The following is a 21,054-nucleotide window of genomic DNA, read 5'->3' on the forward strand; positions in this document are numbered from 1 at the left end:
GGGCCAACGAAGCAAGAGCGATTGGGTTCCAGGCAAAAATCGTTTCATTCTTGGATCACGGGCAGAGCGGTTCACTTCGGAAAGGCCAAGCTTCATGGCATCTATACGCTCCATGTCATCACCGGATCAGGGTCGAGGATTGTCGCGACGCCTCCCGGCGCGCCGATGGGCTTTGAGGACAGCGGCCGAGAGGAAACGCTCCACGGGAAAGCGTCCGACGACGGGTTCGGGATGGATCGTCCGGGGCGTTCGAGAGTCTCGGCTCGCCCGCGGCGCCCCGGAATGACGGGTTGGAGCCACGGACGCTCGCCTGCCCTTTTCCGGGGATCGCACCTGTGGCGACCGAGGGGATCGATCGGAGAGCGCAGGATCGGGAAAACGCGCGGGAGATCGCAGCCGCGCCGGTTTCCGGAGCGTCGGTTTCGCTCTAGCCTCGCACCGTTCCGGGCTGCGGCGCGAAAGGCACGTCCATGAAGACCCTGCTCGTCCCCGTCGCGCTTCACGATGCGCTTCCTTCGGTCTTCGAGACCGCGATCCTGGCCGCCCGCCGGTTCGGCAGCCTGATCGAGGGCGTGTCCCTGCGGCCGGCGCTGGCCGAATACGTTCCCGTCGACATGGTCGGAGGCATGACCTGGCTGCGCGACGAGGAGGCCGACAAGGCCGAGGCCGAGACGGCCGGAAGCCAGTTCGTCACTTTCATGAACCAGGCCGGCGTTCCCCTCGCGACCGAGGGCCCTTGCCTGCCGGAGGCCGTGACCTCGGCGGGACCCCGGTATCGCTGGCGCGCCGACGCACCGGCGGGGGACGCTTTCCTCGGGCAATATGCGCGCCTGTTCACCGCCACGGTGGTGGGCCGGCCGGGGACCGAGGACGGCAGCCCGCGCATGACCACCTTCGAGACCGCCCTGTTCGAGAGCGGCCGGCCGATCCTGCTGGCGCCGCCGATCGCCCCGGCGACCCTGGGCGACGCGATCCTGATCGCCTGGAACGGCTCCACGGAGACCGCGCGGGCCGTGGCCTTCGCGATGCCGTTCCTGCGCCAGGCGCAACGCATCCGCGTCATCAGCGTCGAGGGCGGCACGGTGCCGGGCCCGAGCGCGGAAGAGCTGGCCCGCGCGCTGGCCTGCGAGGGGATTTCAGCGGATTTCCGTGCCTATTCCGCCGGTCGCCGGACACCGGGCGAAGTCTTCCTCGCCGAGGCCGAGGGGTTCGGCTGCGACCTGCTGATCAAGGGCGCCTACACCCAGAGCCGGCTGCGCCAGATGATCTTCGGCGGACCGACGAGTCACCTCCTGACGCACGCGGCGATTCCGATGCTGATGGCCCACTGACGAAGATCATCGACAGGGCTCGATTTTTCGAAACGGAGCGCGTCCTCCGGCGAGGCGCGCGGCATCGGACCACGGGCCCGACATTCGGATCGCGCGCAATTGACTTGCGCACGGGTACAAATCGGCGCACGTTCCCGGTGGCCGGCTCGGACCGGCTGCCAGGACCCATCGCATGAAGTCGCCGATCGTCGCCCTCTCCCTTGCGCTCTCTGCCCTCGCCCTGCCGGCCTGGGCCGATTCTCCTGTGGTTCGGATTCGCGGCACGATCGAGGCGGTGGACGGCGCGCATGTCACGATAAAGCCGCGTCTCGGCGCATCGGTCCAGGTGACGCTCGCCGAATCCGTGCGGGTCGCGACCGCCAACAACGCCAGGATCGGCGACATCCAGCCCGACAGCTATATCGGGACCGCCGCCACGCCGCAGCCCGACGGAACGCTCAAGGCCCTGGAGGTCGCGGTCTTCGCGCCGAGCATGCGCGGCACCGGCGACGGCCATTATCCCTGGGACCTCGAGAAGGAGAGCACCATGACCAATGGTGCGGTGGGCACCCTCTCGGGCACCGGCGACCGTACCATCCGGGTGACCTACAAGGGCGGCGAGAAGACCATCACGGTCCCGGAGGGCGTGCCGGTGGTGTCCCTGGCGCCCGGCGACAGGAGCGCGATCAAGGCCGGCGCCCGCGTCGTCGCCGTCACGAGAGCCGACGCGAACGGCGTCGCCGTGGCCGACCGGGTGATCGTCGGCGAGAACGGAACCGTCCCACCGATGTGAGGTCGAGCCGCCGCGCGACACGGCGGCTCGCGAACAAACCCGGATCAACGGGTCAGACGGGGCGCGTCCGCCGCGCGTTCCCCACCACAAGGAGAGTGAAACGCCATGATGAAGACGCTGCTGACCGGACTGACCCTCGGCCTCGCGCTCGCCGCCGCGCCCGCCCGCGCCGACGACGTGGTGCGTTACCGGGGCACCATCGAGGCCATCGACGGCTCGACCGTGACGATCAAGCCCCGCACGGGCGAGACCAAGACCGTGACCTTCGGGGGTGACACCAAGATCCTGGCCGCCAGCACCGGCAAGCTCTCCGACATCAAGTCCGAGAGCTACATCGGCACCGCCGCGATCCCGCAGCCGGACGGGACCCAGAAGGCGCTGCAGGTCACGGTCTTCGCCTCTTCCCTGCGCGGCACCGCCGACGGCCACTACCCGTGGGATCTCGGCTCCAACTCCACCATGACCAACGGTGCCATCGGCAGCCTGTCCGGCACGGAAGGGCGCACCCTGCTAGTCAAGTACCAGGGCGGCGAGAAGAAGGTCGTGGTGCCCGAGGACGTTCCCGTGACCCTGGTGGACCCGGGCGAGAAGAGCATCGTGGTGGCAGGCGCCAAGGTCGTGGCCTTCACCAAGGCCGGGGCCGACGGCAAGCCGAACGCCATCGTGCTCATCGTCGGCCGCAACGGCACCGTTCCGTCCATGTGATCTCGACGCCTTCCCGCCGGCATCCGCCGGCGGGAAGCCCCCTGACATCGCCTCCCGGTCCGGAGATTTTCGTTGACGATCGTGCCCGAAACGCCGTCGCGCCTCCTGGTGATCCACCCCCTGGTGGTGCGGATCACCCATTGGATCAACGCGGTCGCGGTGTTCTGCATGCTGTTCAGCGGCTGGGCGATCTACAACGCCTCGCCGCTCTTTCCCTTCGTCTTCCCGAAATGGGCGATCCTCGGCGGCTGGCTCGGCGGCGCGCTCGCCTGGCACTTCGCCGCGATGTGGCTCTTCGTCCTGAACGGTCTCGCCTACGTCGCCTACGGTCTCCTCGCCCGGCATTTCGCCACCGCCTTCCTGCCCTTGAGCCCGGGCGCGGTCTGGCGCGACGCGCGCGCCGCCCTCGCGCTCCGGCTGAACCACCGGGTCGGCCGCTACAACGCGGTGCAGCGCCTCGCCTACCTGGCGGCGATCGTGCTCGGTCTCCTGCTGGTCGCCTCCGGCTGCGCCCTGTGGAAGCCGGTGCAGTGGCAGGCGCTGGCGAACCTGTTCGGCGGCTACGAGTGGGCGCGCCGGGTCCACTTCTTCGCCATGGCGGGTCTGGCGGGCTTCATCCTGCTCCACCTCGCCCTCGTGGTCGTCGTGCCGAGCACCCTGCCGGCGATGATCACCGGCCGCGCCCGCGTCACCGGGGAGCCCGCCGCCTGATGCCCCGCGACCTCGACACCGCCGCCCGTCTCAAGGCCCTGCGCCGCGACATCGCCCCGGACCTCGCGAGCCTGGAGCGCCGCACGCTCCTGCGCGGCGGCCTCTCCGTCGGCGCCCTGACCCTGCTCTCGGGCTGCGACCTCTCCTCGGGCAGCAACGGCACCCTGGCGGACCGGGTGCTGTGGGCCATGTCGCGGGCCAACGACCGGGTCCAGCAATGGCTGTTCGACCCGGCCACCCTGGCCCCGACCTACCCGGCCTCGATGATCGACACGCCGTTCCGCTTCAACGCCTATTATCCGCCGGACAACATCCCGGAGATCGACGAGGCGACCTGGAAGCTCGAGGTGAGCGGCCTCGTCGCCGACAAGGCGCCCTGGACGCTGGAGACGTTGCGCGCCCTGCCGCAGGAGAGCCAGATCACCCGCCACATCTGCATCGAGGGCTGGAGCCAGATCGGGCAGTGGAGCGGCGTGCGCTTACGAACCTTCCTCGAGCGGGCCGGCGCCGACCTGACCGCCAAGTATGTCGGTTTCAAATGCGCCGACCGCTATTACGGCAGCCTCGACATGCCGAGCGCCCTGCACCCGCAGACGATCCTCGCCCTCGACTTCGCCGGTCAGCCCCTCGCACCCGAATACGGCTATCCCCTGCGGGTGCGCGTGCCGACGAAGCTCGGCTTCAAGAGCCCCAAGCACATCGCGGCGATCTTCGTGACCAACGACTATCAGGGCGGCTACTGGGAGGACCAGGGCTACAACTGGTTCAGCGGGATCTGATAGGCCCGCGCAGGCCTCACCCCTCCCGCGCGCCCGTCAGCTCCCAGGCGGACGGGTCGCGCATCAGGCGCGCCACCAGGGCGTGGTTCAACTCGTGGCCCGTATGGGCGGCGGTGACGTGCCCCAGGATCGGATGACCGGCGAGGGACAGATCGCCGATCAGGTCGAGAATGCGGTGGCGCACCGGCTCGTCCGGAACGGTCATGCCGCCGATGACCCGGCCTCCGAAGATCGCGGCGGTCGTCGAGAAGCTGGCCCCGCGCAGGACCGGGCGCCGGGTGATGACGGCGTAGAGCTTGGCGGGCAACGCCCATTTGAGGCGGCCGAAGCTGCGCGACGGTGCGATGTCGTGCGTGAAGCTGTCCGGCGTGATGTCGCCCTCCCAGGTCATCTCGCCGAAATGCGCAAGCGCGAGGCGCGCCGCGACGGACAGCCGCTCGGCGGGTTCGATGCGCAGCGACCGGCGGCCGTCGCGGACCTCGACGCGGCGCAGCACCCGGATCACCCTGCGCGGCGCCGGCAACTCGACCCGCCCGGCCTCCCGGATCGCGTCGCACCAGGGCGTGGCGCTGCCGTTGAAGATCGGCAGTTCCTCCGCGTCGAGTTCGACGCGGGCATTGTCGATCCGCAGGGCGCTGAGCGCCGCCAGCAGGTGCTCGACGGTCCGGACGAGGAGGCCGTCGGCGTCCTGAAGCGCCGTGCAGAGAGGCTGCGAGATGCGCCTGTCCCAGAGCGCCGGAACGCGGATGACGCGGCCGTTGCGCAGGTGGCGGTGAAACAGGACGCCCGTGCCGGCCTCGGCGGGACAGACACGAACGACGGCCCGTCGGGCGGTGTGGAGGCCACGGCCGCGCAGTTCGAACGCCGCCGCGAGCGTCGCTTCGCGCCCGAACGGCGCGGACATCCGCGCGGCGGGTGCCACGAGCCCTTGGGGAGGAGAGCCCGCGCCGGGAACCGTGGAGGTGATCGGATGGGTCATGCCCGGGCCTTGTATTCTCGGCATACCCGCCAGGATGTGGCTGCGCTTCGGGAAACACAGTGCAACCACATTCGGGTTTGATTCCCTAGAGGCGGACGGACGATTTTCGGAACTGGCGCCGTTGACGAATCCGCCCTATGGCTTCCCTCGGGGGCCATCAATCGAGGCGGCTCATGCTCGATCACATTTTCACCTACAGCGGCGAGATCTGCAGCCTCGCGGCGTTCGGCATGTGGCTGTGGCTCGCGATGCGCGCCTTCCCGGGCCTCGACGTCCTGGTCGCGCGCCACGAGGACGACATGGGTCTCGGCGCGGCGGCCTCGAAGCCGGCCGCGGCGCATCACTTCGGGAAGCTGAGTCGGCTCGCGGTGAGCCTCACGGCGATCGCCGTGATCTGCACGGCTGTGGGCTACGCGATTCCGGACTGAGTCGTTCGTCGGCACGGGGATCGCGCCCGGCGCCCCTCGCATCCCCCTCGGTTCCGCTCTACATCGCACGCCGATGAGCACCGATTTCTCCCTCGATCCGCAGCTGGCCGCCGACGCCGTTCACGTGGGCGATCTCGCCCTCTGCAGCGTGCTGCTGATGGACGATGCGCGCTTTCCCTGGCTGGTCCTGGTGCCCCGCCGGGCCGGCGCCAGCGAGATCACGGACCTTCCGCCCGAGGATGCGCACGCGCTGATGGACGAGATGCGGATCGCCACCGGCGTGATGCTGGCGCTCGCCAAGCCCGACAAGGTCAACGTCGCGGCCCTCGGCAACGTCGTGGCTCAACTTCACGTCCATGTGATCGGCCGCTTCCGATCCGATCCGGCCTGGCCGAGGCCGGTCTGGGGCATCGGCACCGCGACGCCCTACCCGCCTCACGCCCGCGCCCAAATGATCGAGCGCATCGGCGCGCTGTTCGCCGCGGCCTGAGACCATGGACGATCCCTCGAGCCAGCTCGGCTACGCCCACACTCGACTCGTGCGCCATTCCGCCGAGAGCGCGGAGGCGGTCCCGGACCTCGACGCGGAGGGCGCCCGCATCGTGATCCTCTCGGGCGACCGGATCCTGCTCTCAGAGAACACCGCCCTCCTCACGCCCGCCGAGGCGGCGCGGGCGGGAGTGCTTGGCCTCACGCTGTTCCTCGGCCGGGTCGACGGGGCGCCGGTCTTCGCCGCCGCCGTGCCGGCCGAGGTCGCCGGCACCGACGATGTCGCCCCGTCGTTTCCCAGCAACGATCTGCGCAGCCTCGCCAGCGAGGGCCGGATCGCACCCCACGAACTCGGGCTGCTCGCCACCGCGAAGTCGCTGCTGAGCTGGCACGCGCGGAACGGCTTCTGCGCCCAGTGCGGAAGCGCGACCACCCTCGCGGCCGGCGGATACCGCCGCGAATGCGCGGCCTGCGGGACGCATCACTTCCCCCGCACCGACCCCGTGGTGATCATGCTGATCACCCATGGCGAGGCCTGCCTGCTCGGCCGCTCGCCGCGCTTCAACACCGGGATGTATTCCTGCCTCGCCGGCTTCCTCGAACCGGGCGAGACCATCGAGGACGCGGTGCGGCGCGAGACCTTCGAGGAGGTCGGCCTGACCATCGGCGCGGTGCGCTACCACGCCTCGCAGCCCTGGCCGTTCCCCGCCTCCCTGATGATCGGCTGCGTCGCCGAGGCGCGGGACGCGGCGATCGTCATCGACCCGGTGGAACTCGCCGACGCGCGCTGGTTCTCGCGGACGGAGGTGGAGGCGATGATGGCGGGCCGCCACCCCGAGGGCCTGACCACCCCGCCCCCGATGGCGATCGCGAACCTGCTGATGCGGGCCTTCGGCGAGGGACGTGCGTGAGGGCGGACAAGCCCTATCCACTTACCCGAGGAGGCGGATCGGCGCGCCGTCGAGGAAGGCGCCGATATCCTCCACGATCTCGGGGAAGTAGGTGCGGTAGTTGCGCATCGTGACGTAGCCGAGATGCGGCGTCGCCAGCACGTTGGGGAGCCTGCGCCAGGGTGAATCCTGCGGCAGCGGCTCGGTCTCGAAGACGTCGAGGCCCGCGCCCGCGATCCATCCCTCGGTCAGCGCCGTCAGCAGGGCGCCCTCGTCCACGATCGCCGCGCGCGCGGTGTTGATGAGGAGGGCGTCGGGCCGCATCCGGCGTAAGGCGCCGGCGTCCACGAGGCCGCGCGTGCGCGCGCTCAGGACGAGGTGGATCGAGACGACGTCGCTCGTCTCCAGCAGGGCCTCCAGGGAGGGCGCCAGGGTGACCCCTTCCGCCTCGGCGCGCTCCGCCGTGAGGTTCTGGCTCCAGGCACCGACCGTCATGCCGAAGGCCTGCCCGATCCGGGCGACGCGGCTGCCCGTCTTGCCGAGGCCGATGAGGCCGAGGCGGCGTCCGGCGAGATCGCCGCCCACGCTGCCCTGCCAGGGGCCGCCCGTCCGCAGGGCCTGCGCCTCCGGCACGAGGTGGCGGGCGAGGCCGAGGATCAGCGCCCATGTCAGTTCCACGGGCGGCTCGGGATGGCTCGCGGTGCCGCAGACCGTGACGCCGTGCGCCCGCGCGGCGGCGAGGTCGATGGACGCGTTGCGCATGCCGCTGGTCACGAGGAGTTTCAGCCGAGGCAGGCGGGCGAAGAGTTCGGCCGGAAACGGCGTGCGCTCGCGCATCATCACCACGATCTCGCAATCGGCGATCTCGGCGACCAGGGCGTCCTGGGTGGCGAAGGGACTGCGCAGGTCACGCGGCACGATGCGGTCGGTCAGTCCCGACCAATCCGCCATCGTGAGGCCGACGCCCTGGTAATCGTCGAGGATCGCGCAAGTGAGCATGGCGGGTTCGTCCCTGAGGTATCGCCCGGTATCCCACCGCGGCCGCCTTGGCCACCCTCGGCAACCGCCGCTCCGAGAAGGGCCAGTGCCGCCTCGCCTTCCTGGGACGCCCGAGCGCCAGCGAGGGCCGGATGCGCATCGCCCTCCCGCCGGAGGATTTCGGCGTGGAGGACCCGGCCCCGGACGATTCCCTTCCTCGGCCATCTCGAAACACGCGCCGCGCACGCCCCCGGACGGGTCGCCCTGGCGGGACGCCACCAGCGCCGGCGCATCGGGCGCCTCGGCTGGTCAGCGGACACCGCCCGGATTAGATCTGACCGCCGCGACGCCGAGACCGGACCTCGATGAGCATGAGCCATTGCGGTCTGCCCGCGCGACGGCGCGGGGGCGGACATCCGCCGAACCCAGTATTCAGCCGAAGGTTCTCCACGATCATGCGACTGCCCAGCGCCCTCGCGGCCCTCCTGATCCTCACGCCCGGCCTGGCGCGGGCCGACGAATGCGACGGCCTCGCCGCCCGCATCGCCTCCGCGCTGAGCGCCAAGGTCGGCCGGCGCACGGGGCCCAGCATCGACATCCGCATCCCCGGCGGTCTCAAGCTCGATCTCACCTGCCGGGCCGAGCCCATCGTGCAGGCGGCCTCCGCCGAGCCGACCCCTTCGGCGGCCTACTTCGCGGACCTCGCGGTGGCGGCCGAGATCGTGGTCGGCGAGAGCGCGAGCGCGGTCCAGTCCGCCATCGCCACGGCGCATGCCACCGCCCTGCGGGAGCGGCGCAAATCCTTCATCCAGCAGAACGGCTGGTCGGCGAGCTGCTACACCGACAGCAGCGGCTCGATCCGCACGCTCTGCTCGGTGGGTCGGATTCCGCCCCAGTGACGAGACGCGGATAGGAAGCCCGCGCCCCGCACCGGTCGATCAATACTCGATCACGTCTTCCAGGGCGTAGTGCTTCACCGTCTTCCGGTTGGCGATGAGTTCGTCGATGGTCGGCTCGCCCTTCATGGCGCGAGCGATGGCGAGCTTCGTCGCCTCGTAATTGGTGCGGTAGAGATCCTTGCGGTCGAGGTTCGGATCGGAGCCGCAGCGCTCATCGAGCCAGATCATGATGATCATGCACAGCTCGTCGAGGCCGTCCTTCGGCAGCACGCCCTCGATCACGCAATCGATGATCGCATCGCCTGTCGCCGCCTGGACGACGCCGCCGAGGAGCTCGGCATACTCGGCCGTGTGGATCGTGACCTTGGTGGTCATCATCGTGGCCGGGCGCACCAGCTGGTTGAGGTCACGCACCACGAACATCCGGGTGTGCCCTTGGACCTGCCCCATCATGCCCGCGAAGGCCTGTCCGGCCGGGCCGCGCGTGGAGCCGATCAGCACCTCGGGCATGGCGTCGGTGTACTGCCCCTCGGCGGCGAGCACGGTCGCCTCGCCGGTTCGGAACCAGATCTCGGACATATGGGGGTCTTCCTTCAACGGATGGGGACCGTGCCCGACAGGGTGGGACGGCTGGGGGCGCACAAACACCAGAGGGCCGGGGCCCGTCAATCGCAGGCCCGCGCCCCTTCCTTTCGCTGCTTCCTTGCGCCCCTGGCCCTGGTCTCGCGCCACGGGATCGGTCATGCAGGGCCGCCGGGGACGCGAGGCGTCGCCGGCACCGGAGAGGCGCGTGATCCGATGAGTACGGAACGGGACTGGAGCTTGGCCGTCGCGGCGGCCCCCGACGGCGTCCGGATCGAGATCGGCCTGCCCGATCTCGCGGGACGGCCCGTCACGGCGATCCTGGCGCTGGACCGGGAGGAAGCGCGCACCCTCGCCCGGGCGCTGCTCGCGGCCTCGGGCGACGCGATGGAACGCACGTTCCCGCGTGCGCCCTCCGGGAGCTAGGGCGCGGGTTAAAGCCCGACGCGGTTGCTGCGGCCCGGCAGGCGCGGGACCTTGGTGCCGCGCGGTTCGATCGGCCCGGCGCAGGTGTAGCTGAACTCGGTCTGCAAATCGGTGAACACCGTCTCGCCGGTGATCCGGCAATCCTCGCGGACCGTCTCGTCGAGATAGGTGCGGGCCGCCTCGCGGAACCGCTTCACGCGGGTCAGGGCCGGGTCGCCGCCCGAGAACGCATCGTCGATGCCGCAGCCGGTGGTCTCCCGCAGGACATTGGAGACGATCAGCATCTTGCGCACCCGGCGCTGGTCGTAGACCTCGTAAGGGTCCTTGCAGCCGATGGTGACGACCTGGGGCGTCAGACTGACATAGGTCTTCGAGAGATAGGCAAAGCCTGTGCAACCCGAGGCGAGGAAGCCAAGGGCCAAGGTCGCGGCGAGGGAGCCGGTGAGCCGGTACACGATCGGGGCACCCTTCGCTTGTCTCGGGCCGAGTTTCAGCCGGATCGGCATTGAAGCGCAGGCGCGCCCACGGTCAAGCCTCGCCCGGCCACACTCCCGCGGCTTTCGCCGTCCCGGCCCCCGTCCGCGCGGGAGCCGGGGCGGGCGTGTCCTACTCCGCCGCAGCCGCTGCGAGATAGCGCGCGGGATCGTAGTTCAGGATCGGGCCGAGCCAGCGCTCCACCTCGCGCACGTCCATGCCCTTGCGGACGGCGTAATCCTCGACCTGATCGCGCTCCACCTTGGCGACGCCGAAGTAATGCGCCTCCGGGTGGGCGATGTAGAGGCCCGAGACCGACGAGCCCGGCCACATGGCGTAGCTCTCGGTGAGCTTCACGCCGATGCGGGATTCGGCCTTGAGCAGGTCGAACAGCGTCACCTTCTCGGTGTGGTCGGGCTGCGAGGGATAGCCGGGGGCGGGCCGGATGCCGGCATACTCTTCGCGGACCAGATCCTCGGGCAGGGTCGCCTCGTCGGCGGCGTAGCCCCAGAACTCCTTGCGGACGCGCTCGTGCATGCGCTCGGCCAGGGCCTCGGCGATGCGGTCGGCGAGCGCCTTGACCAGGATCGAGCGGTAATCGTCGTTCGCCCGCTCGAAGCGCTCGGCGATCCGCACCTCCTCCAGGCCCGCCGTGACCACGAAGCCGCCGACGTAATCGGCGATCCCCGTCTCGGCCGGAGCCACGAAGTCGGACAGACAGGTATTGGCCCGGCCGTCGCGCTTCGTCAGCTGCTGGCGCAGGCCGAAGAAGGTCGCGAGTTTGTCCGATCGGCTCTCGCCGGTGAACAGCGCGATGTCGTCGCCGACGCTGTTGGCCGGCCAGAAGCCGATGATCGCCTTCGGGTTGAACCAGCGCTCGGCCACGATCTGGGCCAGCATCTCCTGCGCGTCGTCGAACAGGGCTTTGGCCGCCGGACCCTGGTTCGGGTCCTCGAAGATCGCCGGGTAGCGCCCCTTGAACTCGTAGGTCTGCAGGAACGGCGTCCAGTCGATATAGGGCACGAGGTCGGCGACCTCGTAGGAGGCGAAGACGCGCGCGCCCGTGAAGGTGGGCTTCTTCGGTGCGTAGCCCGACCAGTCGATGCGGAAGGGATTGGCGCGGGCTTTCGCCAGGGGCAGGCGCTGCTTGTCGAGTTCCGAGCGCGCATGGGCGTCCGAGACCTTGCGGTACTCGGCGCGGATGGTCTCGATGGTCGCGTCCCGCGTCTCCTTCGACAGCAGGCTCGACACCACGCCGACCGCGCGGCTCGCATCGGTGACGTACACCGTCTGCCCCCGGTTGTAGTAGGGGTGGATTTTCACGGCGGTATGGACGCGACTCGTCGTGGCCCCACCGATGAGCAGGGGAACCGAGAAGCCCTCGCGCTCCATCTCGGCGGCCACATGCACCATCTCGTCGAGGGACGGGGTGATGAGGCCGGACAGGCCGACGATGTCGACGTTCTCCTTGCGCGCCACGTCCAAGATCTTGGCCGCCGGCACCATCACGCCGAGATCGATGATCTCGTAGTTGTTGCAGGCCAGCACGACGCCGACGATGTTCTTGCCGATGTCGTGGACATCGCCCTTCACCGTCGCCATCAGGATCTTGCCGGCGGCCTGGCGCTTGCCGTCGCCGCCATTGGCCCGCTTCTCCTCCTCCATGAAGGGTTCGAGATAGGCCACCGCCTGCTTCATCACGCGGGCGGATTTGACCACCTGCGGCAGAAACATTTTTCCGGAGCCGAACAGGTCGCCGACCACGTTCATGCCGGCCATGAGCGGGCCTTCGATGACGTGGAGCGGACGCGCGGATTGCAGGCGCGCCTCCTCGGTGTCGGCGACCACGTACTCGGTGATGCCGTTGACCAGCGCGTGCTCCAGGCGCTTCTCGACGGGGGCCTCGCGCCAGGTGAGGTCGGCGGTCTTGGCCTGGACCCCGCCGCCGGATTTGAAGCGCGCGGCGGCGTCGAGCAGACGGTCGGTGGCGTCGTCGCGGCGGTCGAGGACCACGTCCTCGCAGAGCTCGCGCAGCTCGGCCGGAAGCTCGTCGTAGATCGCGAGCTGGCCGGCATTCACGATGCCCATGTCCATGCCGACCTGAATGGCGTGGTACAGGAACACCGCGTGCATCGCCTCGCGCACGGGCTCGTTGCCGCGGAACGCGAAGCTGAGATTCGAGATGCCGCCCGAGATGTGGGCGTGGGGCAGGGTCTCGCGGATGGTCCGGGTCGCCTCGATGAAGGCGACGCCGTAGCCGTTATGCTCCTCGATGCCGGTCGCCACCGCGAACACGTTGGGATCGAAGATGATGTCTTCCGGCGGGAAGCCGACCTCTTCGGTCAGGACCCGGTAGGCCTTGGTGCAGATCTCGACCTTGCGCTCCAGGGTGTCGGCCTGCCCCTGCTCGTCGAAAGCCATCACCACGATCGCCGCGCCGTAGGAGCGGCAGACCTTGGCGTCGGCGATGAACTTCTCGACGCCCTCCTTCATGGAGATCGAGTTCACGATGGCCTTGCCCTGAACGCATTTCAGGCCGGCCTCGATGACGTGGAATTTCGAGGAATCGATCATCACCGGCACGCGGGCGATGTCGGGCTCGGCGGCGACGAGGTTGAGGAACTCGACCATGGCCTTTTCGGAATCGAGCAGGCCCTCGTCCATGTTGACGTCGATGATGCTCGCACCCGCCGCCACCTGATCGCGGGCGACATCCAGCGCCGCGGCGTAATCGCCGGCCGTGACGAGCTTCCTGAACTTGGCGGAACCCGTGACGTTGGTGCGCTCGCCGACATTCACGAAGGGGATCTCCTTCGTCAACGTGAACGGCTCAAGACCCGACAGGCGCATCAGGCGCGGCACCTCAGGGATCGCGCGGGGTTTCACGCCCTCGACGGCCTGCGCGATGGCGCGGATGTGGTCCGGCGTGGTGCCGCAGCAGCCGCCGACCATGTTGACGAGGCCCGAGGTGGCGAACTCACCAACGAGCTTGCCCATGGCCTCGGGGCTCTCGTCGTAGAGGCCGAACTCGTTGGGCAGGCCGGCATTCGGATAGGCGCAGACCAGGGTGTCGGCGATCCGCGACAGTTCCGAGATGTGGCCGCGCATCTCGCGGGCGCCGAGCGCGCAGTTGAGGCCGATGGTGAGCGGGCTCGCGTGGCGCAGCGCGTTCCAGAACGCTTCCGGCGTCTGGCCCGAGAGGGTGCGGCCGGAGAGATCCGTGATGGTGCCCGAGATCATGATCGGCAGCACCATGCCGCGCTCCTCGAACACCGCCCAGGCGGCCGCCACGGCGGCTTTCGCATTGAGGGTGTCGAAGATCGTCTCGATGAGGATGAGTTCGGCGCCGCCATCCATCAGGCCGCGCACCTGCTCGACATAGGCCTGTTTCACTTGGTCGAACGTCACGGCCCGGTAGCCGGGATTGTTCACGTCCGGCGAGATCGACAGGGTGCGGTTCGTCGGCCCGATGGCCCCGGCGACGAAGCGGCGGCGGCCGTCCTGCTGTTCGGCCAGGGCAGCGGCCTCGCGGGCGAGGCGGGCGCCCTGCGCGTTCAGCTCGTGGATGATCGATTCCATGCCGTAATCGGCCTGGGCGATGGTGGTGCCCGAGAAGGTGTTGGTCTCGCAGACATCGGCGCCGGCGAGGAAGTAGTCGAGGTGGATCTGCCGGATCGCGTCGGGCTGCGTCAGGATCAGGAGGTCGTTGTTGCCCTTCTGATCGTGGCCGTGATCCCCGAACCTTTCCCCGCGAAAGTCCGCCTCGCCGTAGCCGAGGCGCTGGATCACGGTGCCCATCGCCCCGTCGAGGACGAGGATCTTTTCGGCCGCGCGCTGGCGCAGGGCGGCTTCGACTTCGTGTCCGTCAACGGAGCGCAGGTCGGTCATGGATTTCTCACGCGTCATTCCGGGGCCACGGAGCGGCGTCCGGAATCCAGAACCGCGACGGGTCCGGACAATGAAGTTCGACAGGTTTGGAAGTTCGACAGGGTTGGCGTGTCTGGAGCCCGGGCTCGCCTTCGGCGCCCCGGGACAAGGTGTGATCAGGCTGCCTTGGCGGCTTCCTTGGCGATTTCCTTCGCAGCCACCTTCGGCGCCTGGGCCCGGAGCCCGAGCACGTGGCAGATGGCGTAGACGAGGTCGGAGCGGTTCATCGAGTAGAAGTGGAAGTCGTTCACGCCCTGATCGACGAGGTCGAGCACCTGCTCGGCCGCCACCGACGCCGCCACGAGGCGGCGCGTGTCGACGTCGTTGTCGAGCCCCTCGAACCGCGCGGCGAGCCAGTATGGCACCGAGGCGCCGGTGCGGCGCGCGAAGTTCGCCGCCTGCTTGAAATTCTGCACCGGCAGGATGCCGGGGATGATCGGGATGTCGATGCCGGCGGCGCGCACCTTGTCGACGTAGCGCAGGTAGATGTCGTTCTCGAAGAAGAACTGCGTGATCGCCTGGTCGGCGCCGGCATCGACCTTGGCCTTCAGGGCGTCGATGTCGGCGTCCAGCGAGGAGGCCTCCGGGTGCTTCTCGGGGTAGGCCGAGACCGAGACCTTGAAATCGCCGATCCGCTTGATGCCGGCCACGAGGTCCGAGGTCTGGGCATAGCCACCGGGATGCGGCCGGTAGGCGTTCCCCACGCCCTCGGCCGGGTCGCCGCGCAGGGCCACGATGTGGCGCACGCCGGCGTCCCAGTAGGATTGCACGACGGCGTCGATCTCCTCCCGGGTGGCGTCCACGCAGGTCAGGTGGGCGGCGGGCTGGAGGCTCGTTTCCTTGACCATCCGCGCCACGGTGTTGTGCGTGCGCTCGCGCGTGGAGCCGCCGGCTCCGTAGGTCACCGAGACGAATTTCGGCTGGAGCGGCGCCAGGCGCTCGATCGACGACCAGAGGATCTTCTCCATCTCCTCGGTCTTGGGCGGGAAGAACTCGATGGAGACCCGGATCGGACGATAGCCGTCGCGGCTGGCGCGATGTTGGGAAGCGGATGGCATCGGGGTCGTCCTCTATGTCGGTCGGTTCAGACGGTCGGTGAAGGGGGTTTTGACGAAGCGGGCGGACGCCATCAGGCGACAGCCCGCTCCTCGGTGCGAAGCGAGACCCCGGCGTAGGGTTCCACCACGTCGGTGGCGAGCCAGAGCGTCACGGTCAACTGGTCCTCGACCTCGCCGGTGGGGGCGAGGTCCCGGGTGGCGACACTCGGCAGGCCTGCATCGGAGAGCCAGCCCGCCACCTGCTCGGGCGCGAAGCCGAGGCGCCGATGCGCCTGGGATTCGCGCAGGAATTCGAGATCGTGGGGTGCGAAATCCACCACCAGAAGGCGCCCGCCGGGCGCGACGAGACGCGCGGCTTCCCGTAGGGCACGCGCCGGATCGTCGAGATAATGCAGCACCTGATGCACCACGACGAGGTCGAAACCCCCGCGCCCGAAGGGGGGCGCGTGGATGTCGCCCTGTCGCAGGTCGACCCGCGACAGACCCATGCGCTCGAGATTCGCGCGGGCCACCGACAGCATGGCGTGGCTGGAATCGAGACCCACGGCCCGCGCCGCGCGCCCGGCCAGGAGCCCGAGCATCCGTCCGGTGCCGGTGCCGAGATCGACGAGGTTCTGGATCGGGCGATCCCCCAGCGCGTCGAGCACCGCGGCCTCGACTGTGGCCTCGGGAACGTGGAGCGAACGCAGGCGGTCCCATTTCGGCGCGAGACGAGCGAAGAACGTCTGCGCCGCCTCCGCGCGCTGCGCCCGCACCGCCTCGAGCCGGGCGAAATCCTCGGAGAGGGGCGGCCGCGCGGCATCGAGCCCGGCGATCAGCGGCTGAACCAGGGCCGCGCGCTCCTCCACGAGGCGGAAGAACGCCCAGGCGCCCTCGCGGTGACGCTCGACCAGACCGGCCTCGACGAGAAGCTTGAGATGGCGCGAGATGCGCGGCTGCGATTGCCCCAGGATGTCGGTGAGGTCCGAGACCGACAATTCGCCGGCGGCCAGGAGCGCGAGGATGCGCAGGCGCGTCTCCTCGGCGGCCGCGCGCAGGATGGCGAGGGCGTCGGCGAAGGGCAGTGGAGGCGCGAGATGGAACCCCGTGTGAGACATAAAGATATCTTTATGTGAAAACGAAACTCGTGACAAGCGCCTCGTTGGGCTTTGAGGCGACGTCGCGAGGCGGGCGCCTCAGGGCGTGTTCCAGAGCCAGGCCGCGCCCCGAACACCGGAGGCGTCCCCGTGCCGGCTCGGACGAACGGGCGTGTCGAAGGCGTCCGAGAAGACGTGGGGCGCGATCCGTTCGGGCAGGCCCGCGATGATCTCGGGCACGCGCGAGAGGCCGCCGCCGACGACGATCACGTCGGGATCGAGGAGATTGACGACGTGGGCGATGCCGCGTCCGAGCCGGTCCAGGTAGCGGTCGAGCGTCGCTCGCGCATCCGCCTCGCCGACACGCAAGGCGGCGATCACCGCTTCCCCGCCCATGTTACGGCCGGTGTGCCGGGCGTGATCGGCCGCGAGCGCCGGCCCCGAGACCCAGGTCTCGAGACAGCCGTGGCGCCCGCAATAGCAGGCCGGCCCGGGCCGCTCGTCGTCACGGGGCGCGGGCAGCGGGTTGTGACCCCATTCGCCCGCGATGCGCCCGCGACCGGACAGGGCGCGCCCGCCGATCGCGATGCCCGAGCCCACCCCCGTTCCCAGGATGATGGCCCACACGGTCCCGAGCCCGGCCCCGGCCCCATCGACGGCTTCCGAGACCGCGAGGCAATTGGCATCGTTCTCGATGCGGACGGGCCGACCCAGCGCCCGTTCGAGATCCCGGGCGAAGGGACGCCCGTTCAGCCAGACCGAGTTGGCGTTCTTGACGAGCCCGGTCCTCGGGGAGATCGCCCCCGGCATCCCGATCCCGACCGTAGCGGTGGTTCCGGTCCGGGCCTCCATGAGGGCGACCAGGCCGCCGATCGCCGCGAGGGTCCCCGCGTAGTCGTTCCGGGGTGTCGCGACCCGATGCTCGGCCCGCGACACCCCCGATTCGTCGAGGGCGATTCCGGCGATCTTCGTGCCGCCGAGATCGATCCCGATGCGCACGGTTCCGTCTTCTCCGAGGCGTCCTCAGCGCGCGGGCGCGGGAACCGGTGCCGCCGTGGAGACCGGGACGGTGTTCGCGTCCATGTTCGGGGCGTGGTCGGAGATGTCGGTGCCGATCGAGACCGGATGCGCCATCACCTGGCGCAGCTTCTCCTGGTCGAGTTCACCCTCCCAGCGGCTGACCACGACGGTGGCGACGCCGTTGCCGATCAGGTTGGTGATGGCCCGGCACTCCGACATGAACTTGTCGACGCCGAGGATCAGGGTCATGGCGGCCACCGGCACGGGGTTGTTGGGGATGGCCGAGAGGGTCGCCGCGAGGGTGATGAAGCCCGCGCCCGTGACGCCGGACGCGCCCTTCGAGGTCAGCATCGCCACGAGGATGATGGTGGCGTACTGGCCGAACGACAGGTCCGCGCCCACGGCCTGGGCCAGGAACAGCGACGCCAAGGTCATGTAGATGTTGGTGCCGTCGAGGTTGAACGAGTAGCCCGTCGGGATCACTAGGCCGACCACGGAATCGGACGCACCGAGGCGGCGCATCTTCGTCATCATGTGCGGCAGCACCGTCTCGGAGGACGAGGTGCCGAGCACGATGAGGAGTTCGTCCTTGATGTAGGCGAGGAACTTGAAGATCGAGAAGCCGGCGACCCGGGCGATGCCGCCGAGGACGATGACGACGAACAGGAACGCCGTGACGTAGAAGGTGCCGACGAGCCAGGCGAGATCCACCACCTTGCCGATGCCGTACTGGCCGATGGTGAAGGCCATGGCGCCGAAGGCGCCGATGGGGGCGAGCTTCACGACGAGGCCGATGATGCGGAAGAAGATCTGACCCGCCGTATCGATGGCGTGCGTGATCGCCTCGCCGCGCTGGCCCATGCCGGTGACGACGACGCCGGTGAGGATGGAGATCAGAAGGACCTGCAGCAGGTCGCCGGTGGCGAAGGCGTCGAAGAAGCTCTTGGGAATCAGCGCCATGATATGGCCGGTGACGGAATCGTCGGCCGCCATCTTGGCGTATTTCTCGACCGACTTGCCGTCGAGCTTGGTCACGTCGGCATTGAAGCCCGCGCCCGGCTTGACCACCTCACCGACGAGCACGCCGATGAGCAGCGCGATGGTGGACACCACCTCGAAATAGACCAGAGCCTTCAGGCCGACGCGACCGACCTTCTTCAGGTCTCCGATCGATGCGATGCCGTGAACGATGGTACAGAAGATGATCGGCGCGATCATCATCTTGATCAGTGCGATGAAGGCATCGCCCAACCACTTGACCGACTTGCCCCATTCCGGATGCAGGTAGCCGAGGAGGATGCCGAGTGCGATGGCGATCAGCACCTGGATGTAGAGCACCTTGTACCAGGGCTCCTTGTGGGTGCGGGCGGCGCCAGCCTCGATCGCTCCCTGTGTCGTCGCCTGGGCCATGTTCCCTCCCGATGTGCTCAGCTCAGCCCGCTGATTGTTAATCCGGACGCTAGCCAGTTTATTCACACCGCTCAATCACGGGTTCCATGCCGAAGTGACAAACGAAGGGGCATCACACCGCCAGCGCGCAGAAACGTGTGGAGCAACGCCCGGCCGCGCCGGTCCGGAGGCAGATCGGGCGGGGGCAGGGGTCGTTCGCCGGTCGCGCTGCGATCCAGGGGGCAGCCGCCGCGTGGGCGGGACGTGGCCCGTGAAACGGGCCTCCTGGCGCTCGGATCACGGGCGAGCGGCGGCATGCGGGCGGACGAGACATGGCGGCGTGCGGCCCGGCCCATGCTCGCGTGCGTCTAGGCTTGACCGCGCGCCAGGGCGGCGCGCGAATCGTCCGGCCGATGGGTCAGGTCTGCTGGGTGCGCCGGGGACGAACGGTCCAGCGCTCGAATTCCGCGGCGATGTCGTCCTCGCCACGCGACGTGCCCTGCGGCTGCGGATTGCCGAGCGCCTGAGACAGGCTCTCGATGACGTCGTCGATGCGGGAGTCGATCGGGTGGGCCGGCTCGGGCGTCGGCTCGGGCGCCGCCTCGTGGCGTTCCTTCGGGACGGGCTCGGGCGGTGCGGCGGCCTCGACCGGAGCGGGCTCCTCGGCCGCCGGGGCGGGCTCGGGGGCGGCCTCGGCCACGGCCACGGCCGGTGTCGCGATCGCCGCGCCGCCGGCGACGCGGCGCAGGGCCTTCATCATGCCGTCGCCGTCGCCCGACTTCGGGGCACCGCCGAAGCGGCCGAAGCCGAAGCGCGGCTCCACGAGGTCGAGAACCGCCTCCAGCGCGGCGTTGCTCAGGGCGATCTCACCGGGCTGCGGCGGCCCCTGCAGCGCGATGGCATGACGGTCGTAGCTCGGATCGGCCGAGATCTCGGGCCCGAACCACGCCGGCACGACGAAGCCATTGGCCTCGTCCTGCCCCTCGAAGGACACGCTGACGAGGTCGAGGTCGCCCGGCGTGACATAGCGGTCGATCAGCGCGTCGCGGCCGCCGCCGAGGGCGAGACCGGTCCGATCATACGCGGCCTTGCCGGAGCAGACATCCATGAGGGCGTCGCCGTGGGCGCGCGGCACGTCGGTGCGCTCCTCGCTCGTGGCCCCGTCGGGCGCCGAGGTGACGAGGACGAGATGGCAGTTCTGGCCGTCGACCCGGACGTAGGAGACCCGACCGGCCTGCGGCGCGAAGTAACCCTCGCTGATCCGGGCGGCGCCGCGTTCCTTGCGGATGAGGCGGACCAGGGACGGGGCCACGAGAAACCGGCGTACGAGGCTCATCGACATTCTCCGCGGAAGGCGGCGGCCGGCCCGGCGGCGATCGCAGCCTGGGCGGACGCTGGCGTCAGGGCCGCCAACCTGGACAGGCAGAGCGGACCGACCGATTTCAAGGTGGCGTCACGGGCCGGAGGACGGGAGCCGAACCGTGAAACCATGACAGTAGGATATCTTGGGATCGTCCGAAGCGTTTCGGGGCCGACCGTCCAATAATGCGTCTTCCGGACTAAGCAAAACGACGGCGAAATCAAGACCATCCCACCGGAGATGTGGGTTCATCCCCATCCCGTCCTCCGCCATCCGAGGCCGTCAGGGGCCGGATGGCGGAGGCGCGTCGGATCGGACCGTGCCGGTCAAGCCTTCGGCTCGAACCGGAGCGAGATCCCGTTCATGCAGTAGCGCAGGCCCGTGGGCGGCGGCCCGTCGTCGAAGACGTGACCGAGATGCCCCTTGCAGCGCGCGCAATGGACCTCGGTGCGGGTCATCCAGTGGCTGCGGTCGACCGTCGTCTCCACCGCTCCGTCCAGCGGGTCGAAGAAGCTCGGCCAGCCGGTGCCGGATTCGAACTTGGTTCCGGTGGCGAAGAGCGGCGTGTCGCAACCGGCGCAGTGGAAGGTTCCGGGCCGCTTCTCGGCGTTGAGGCAACTCGTCCCCGCCCGCTCGGTGCCGTGCTCGCGCAGCACCCGGTACTGGTCGGGCGTGAGGATGGCCCGCCAGTCGGCCTCGCTGCGGGTCTCGATATCGTCGGTGGGCGTCGAAGCCATGTGGGGACCTGCTCCTGTGACGCTCCGTGGCGTCGCTCTCCCCT

At 69.4% G+C, this 21,054-nt stretch carries 21 protein-coding genes; 10 read left to right on the plus strand and 11 right to left on the minus strand.

The window, feature by feature from the left end:
* Positions 1-470: 470 nt before the first annotated feature.
* From MKK54_RS21580 to MKK54_RS21600, 5 genes are all read left to right on the plus strand, one after another.
* Positions 471-1,331: a universal stress protein gene (locus tag MKK54_RS21580; protein WP_244014072.1), complete on the plus strand. Its 861-nt coding sequence runs from the start codon at positions 471-473 to the stop codon at positions 1,329-1,331.
* A gap of 172 nt (positions 1,332-1,503) precedes the next feature.
* Positions 1,504-2,103: a hypothetical protein gene (locus MKK54_RS21585; RefSeq protein ID WP_244014074.1), complete on the plus strand. Its 600-nt coding sequence runs from the start codon at positions 1,504-1,506 to the stop codon at positions 2,101-2,103.
* Positions 2,104-2,208: 105 nt separating this feature from the next.
* Positions 2,209-2,808 carry a hypothetical protein gene (locus tag MKK54_RS21590; protein WP_244014076.1) on the plus strand — a complete coding sequence of 200 codons (600 nt, stop codon included), beginning with the start codon at positions 2,209-2,211 and terminating at the stop codon, positions 2,806-2,808.
* 78 nt (positions 2,809-2,886) lie between these two features.
* The gene (locus tag MKK54_RS21595) at positions 2,887-3,519 is read left to right on the plus strand and encodes a cytochrome b/b6 domain-containing protein (protein WP_409564227.1); all 633 of its coding nucleotides are present in this window, start codon (positions 2,887-2,889) and stop codon (positions 3,517-3,519) included.
* Positions 3,519-4,298, plus strand: coding sequence for a molybdopterin-dependent oxidoreductase (locus MKK54_RS21600; RefSeq protein WP_244014081.1), 780 nt, complete (start codon positions 3,519-3,521; stop codon positions 4,296-4,298). The genes MKK54_RS21595 and MKK54_RS21600 overlap by 1 nt, the downstream gene beginning before the upstream one ends.
* Before the next feature lie 16 nt (positions 4,299-4,314).
* Here the strand turns inward: MKK54_RS21600 and MKK54_RS21605 are convergent, their stop codons facing one another.
* A complete protein-coding gene (locus MKK54_RS21605) occupies positions 4,315-5,277 on the minus strand; it encodes a UDP-3-O-acyl-N-acetylglucosamine deacetylase (RefSeq protein WP_313898409.1) in 963 nt (320 codons plus the stop codon).
* A gap of 173 nt (positions 5,278-5,450) precedes the next feature.
* On the opposite strand from MKK54_RS21605, the gene MKK54_RS21610 reads away from it, so the two are divergent.
* The 3 genes from MKK54_RS21610 (at position 5,451) to nudC (ending at position 7,105) form a co-directional block, all read left to right on the plus strand.
* On the plus strand, positions 5,451-5,705 hold the full coding sequence (locus MKK54_RS21610; protein WP_244014083.1) for a hypothetical protein: 255 nt from the start codon (positions 5,451-5,453) through the stop codon (positions 5,703-5,705).
* A gap of 73 nt (positions 5,706-5,778) precedes the next feature.
* Positions 5,779-6,195, plus strand: coding sequence for an HIT domain-containing protein (locus tag MKK54_RS21615; protein ID WP_244014085.1), 417 nt, complete (start codon positions 5,779-5,781; stop codon positions 6,193-6,195).
* Between the two features lie 4 nt (positions 6,196-6,199).
* Positions 6,200-7,105, plus strand: coding sequence for an NAD(+) diphosphatase (gene nudC / locus MKK54_RS21620; protein WP_244014087.1), 906 nt, complete (start codon positions 6,200-6,202; stop codon positions 7,103-7,105).
* 21 nt (positions 7,106-7,126) lie between these two features.
* Here nudC and MKK54_RS21625 read toward each other — a convergent pair whose 3' ends face one another.
* Positions 7,127-8,083 (minus strand): D-2-hydroxyacid dehydrogenase family protein, encoded by a 957-nt coding sequence (locus tag MKK54_RS21625; protein WP_244014089.1) that lies wholly within the window; start codon positions 8,081-8,083, stop codon positions 7,127-7,129.
* Between the two features lie 434 nt (positions 8,084-8,517).
* Between MKK54_RS21625 and MKK54_RS21630 the strand changes: the two genes are divergently transcribed.
* On the plus strand, positions 8,518-8,961 hold the full coding sequence (locus MKK54_RS21630; RefSeq protein WP_244014092.1) for a hypothetical protein: 444 nt from the start codon (positions 8,518-8,520) through the stop codon (positions 8,959-8,961).
* A 39-nt stretch (positions 8,962-9,000) separates the two neighbouring features.
* On the opposite strand, the gene fae is transcribed toward MKK54_RS21630, so the two are convergent.
* The gene (gene fae, locus MKK54_RS21635; protein WP_244014094.1) at positions 9,001-9,540 is read right to left on the minus strand and encodes a formaldehyde-activating enzyme; all 540 of its coding nucleotides are present in this window, start codon (positions 9,538-9,540) and stop codon (positions 9,001-9,003) included.
* Positions 9,541-9,759: 219 nt separating this feature from the next.
* Here fae and MKK54_RS21640 point away from each other — a divergent pair, with 219 nt between their 5' ends.
* Positions 9,760-9,969: a hypothetical protein gene (locus MKK54_RS21640; RefSeq protein ID WP_244014096.1), complete on the plus strand. Its 210-nt coding sequence runs from the start codon at positions 9,760-9,762 to the stop codon at positions 9,967-9,969.
* Between the two features lie 8 nt (positions 9,970-9,977).
* Here the strand turns inward: MKK54_RS21640 and MKK54_RS21645 are convergent, their stop codons facing one another.
* The 8 genes from MKK54_RS21645 to msrB all read right to left on the minus strand — a co-directional run bounded on the left by MKK54_RS21645 (position 9,978) and on the right by msrB (position 21,010).
* On the minus strand, positions 9,978-10,424 hold the full coding sequence (locus MKK54_RS21645; protein WP_244014098.1) for a hypothetical protein: 447 nt from the start codon (positions 10,422-10,424) through the stop codon (positions 9,978-9,980).
* Between the two features lie 151 nt (positions 10,425-10,575).
* Positions 10,576-14,331 carry a methionine synthase gene (gene metH, locus MKK54_RS21650; RefSeq protein WP_244014101.1) on the minus strand — a complete coding sequence of 1,252 codons (3,756 nt, stop codon included), beginning with the start codon at positions 14,329-14,331 and terminating at the stop codon, positions 10,576-10,578.
* 155 nt (positions 14,332-14,486) lie between these two features.
* Complete coding sequence (gene metF / locus MKK54_RS21655; RefSeq protein WP_244014103.1) at positions 14,487-15,428, minus strand: methylenetetrahydrofolate reductase [NAD(P)H]; 942 nt, start codon at positions 15,426-15,428, stop codon at positions 14,487-14,489.
* Between the two features lie 71 nt (positions 15,429-15,499).
* The gene (locus MKK54_RS21660; RefSeq protein ID WP_244014105.1) at positions 15,500-16,525 is read right to left on the minus strand and encodes an ArsR/SmtB family transcription factor; all 1,026 of its coding nucleotides are present in this window, start codon (positions 16,523-16,525) and stop codon (positions 15,500-15,502) included.
* A 78-nt stretch (positions 16,526-16,603) separates the two neighbouring features.
* Positions 16,604-17,503 carry an ROK family protein gene (locus MKK54_RS21665; protein WP_244014107.1) on the minus strand — a complete coding sequence of 300 codons (900 nt, stop codon included), beginning with the start codon at positions 17,501-17,503 and terminating at the stop codon, positions 16,604-16,606.
* 24 nt (positions 17,504-17,527) lie between these two features.
* Entirely contained in the window at positions 17,528-18,934 is a 1,407-nt protein-coding gene (locus MKK54_RS21670; protein WP_244014109.1) for a dicarboxylate/amino acid:cation symporter, read from the minus strand.
* A 397-nt stretch (positions 18,935-19,331) separates the two neighbouring features.
* Positions 19,332-20,249 (minus strand): hypothetical protein, encoded by a 918-nt coding sequence (locus MKK54_RS21675; RefSeq protein WP_244014111.1) that lies wholly within the window; start codon positions 20,247-20,249, stop codon positions 19,332-19,334.
* 350 nt (positions 20,250-20,599) lie between these two features.
* Positions 20,600-21,010 (minus strand): peptide-methionine (R)-S-oxide reductase MsrB, encoded by a 411-nt coding sequence (gene msrB / locus MKK54_RS21680; RefSeq protein ID WP_244014113.1) that lies wholly within the window; start codon positions 21,008-21,010, stop codon positions 20,600-20,602.
* Between the last annotated feature and the right edge of the window lie 44 nt (positions 21,011-21,054).

Origin of the sequence: Methylobacterium sp. J-068, from assembly GCF_022829445.1 — a bacterium.
GTDB lineage: Bacteria > Pseudomonadota > Alphaproteobacteria > Rhizobiales > Beijerinckiaceae > Methylobacterium.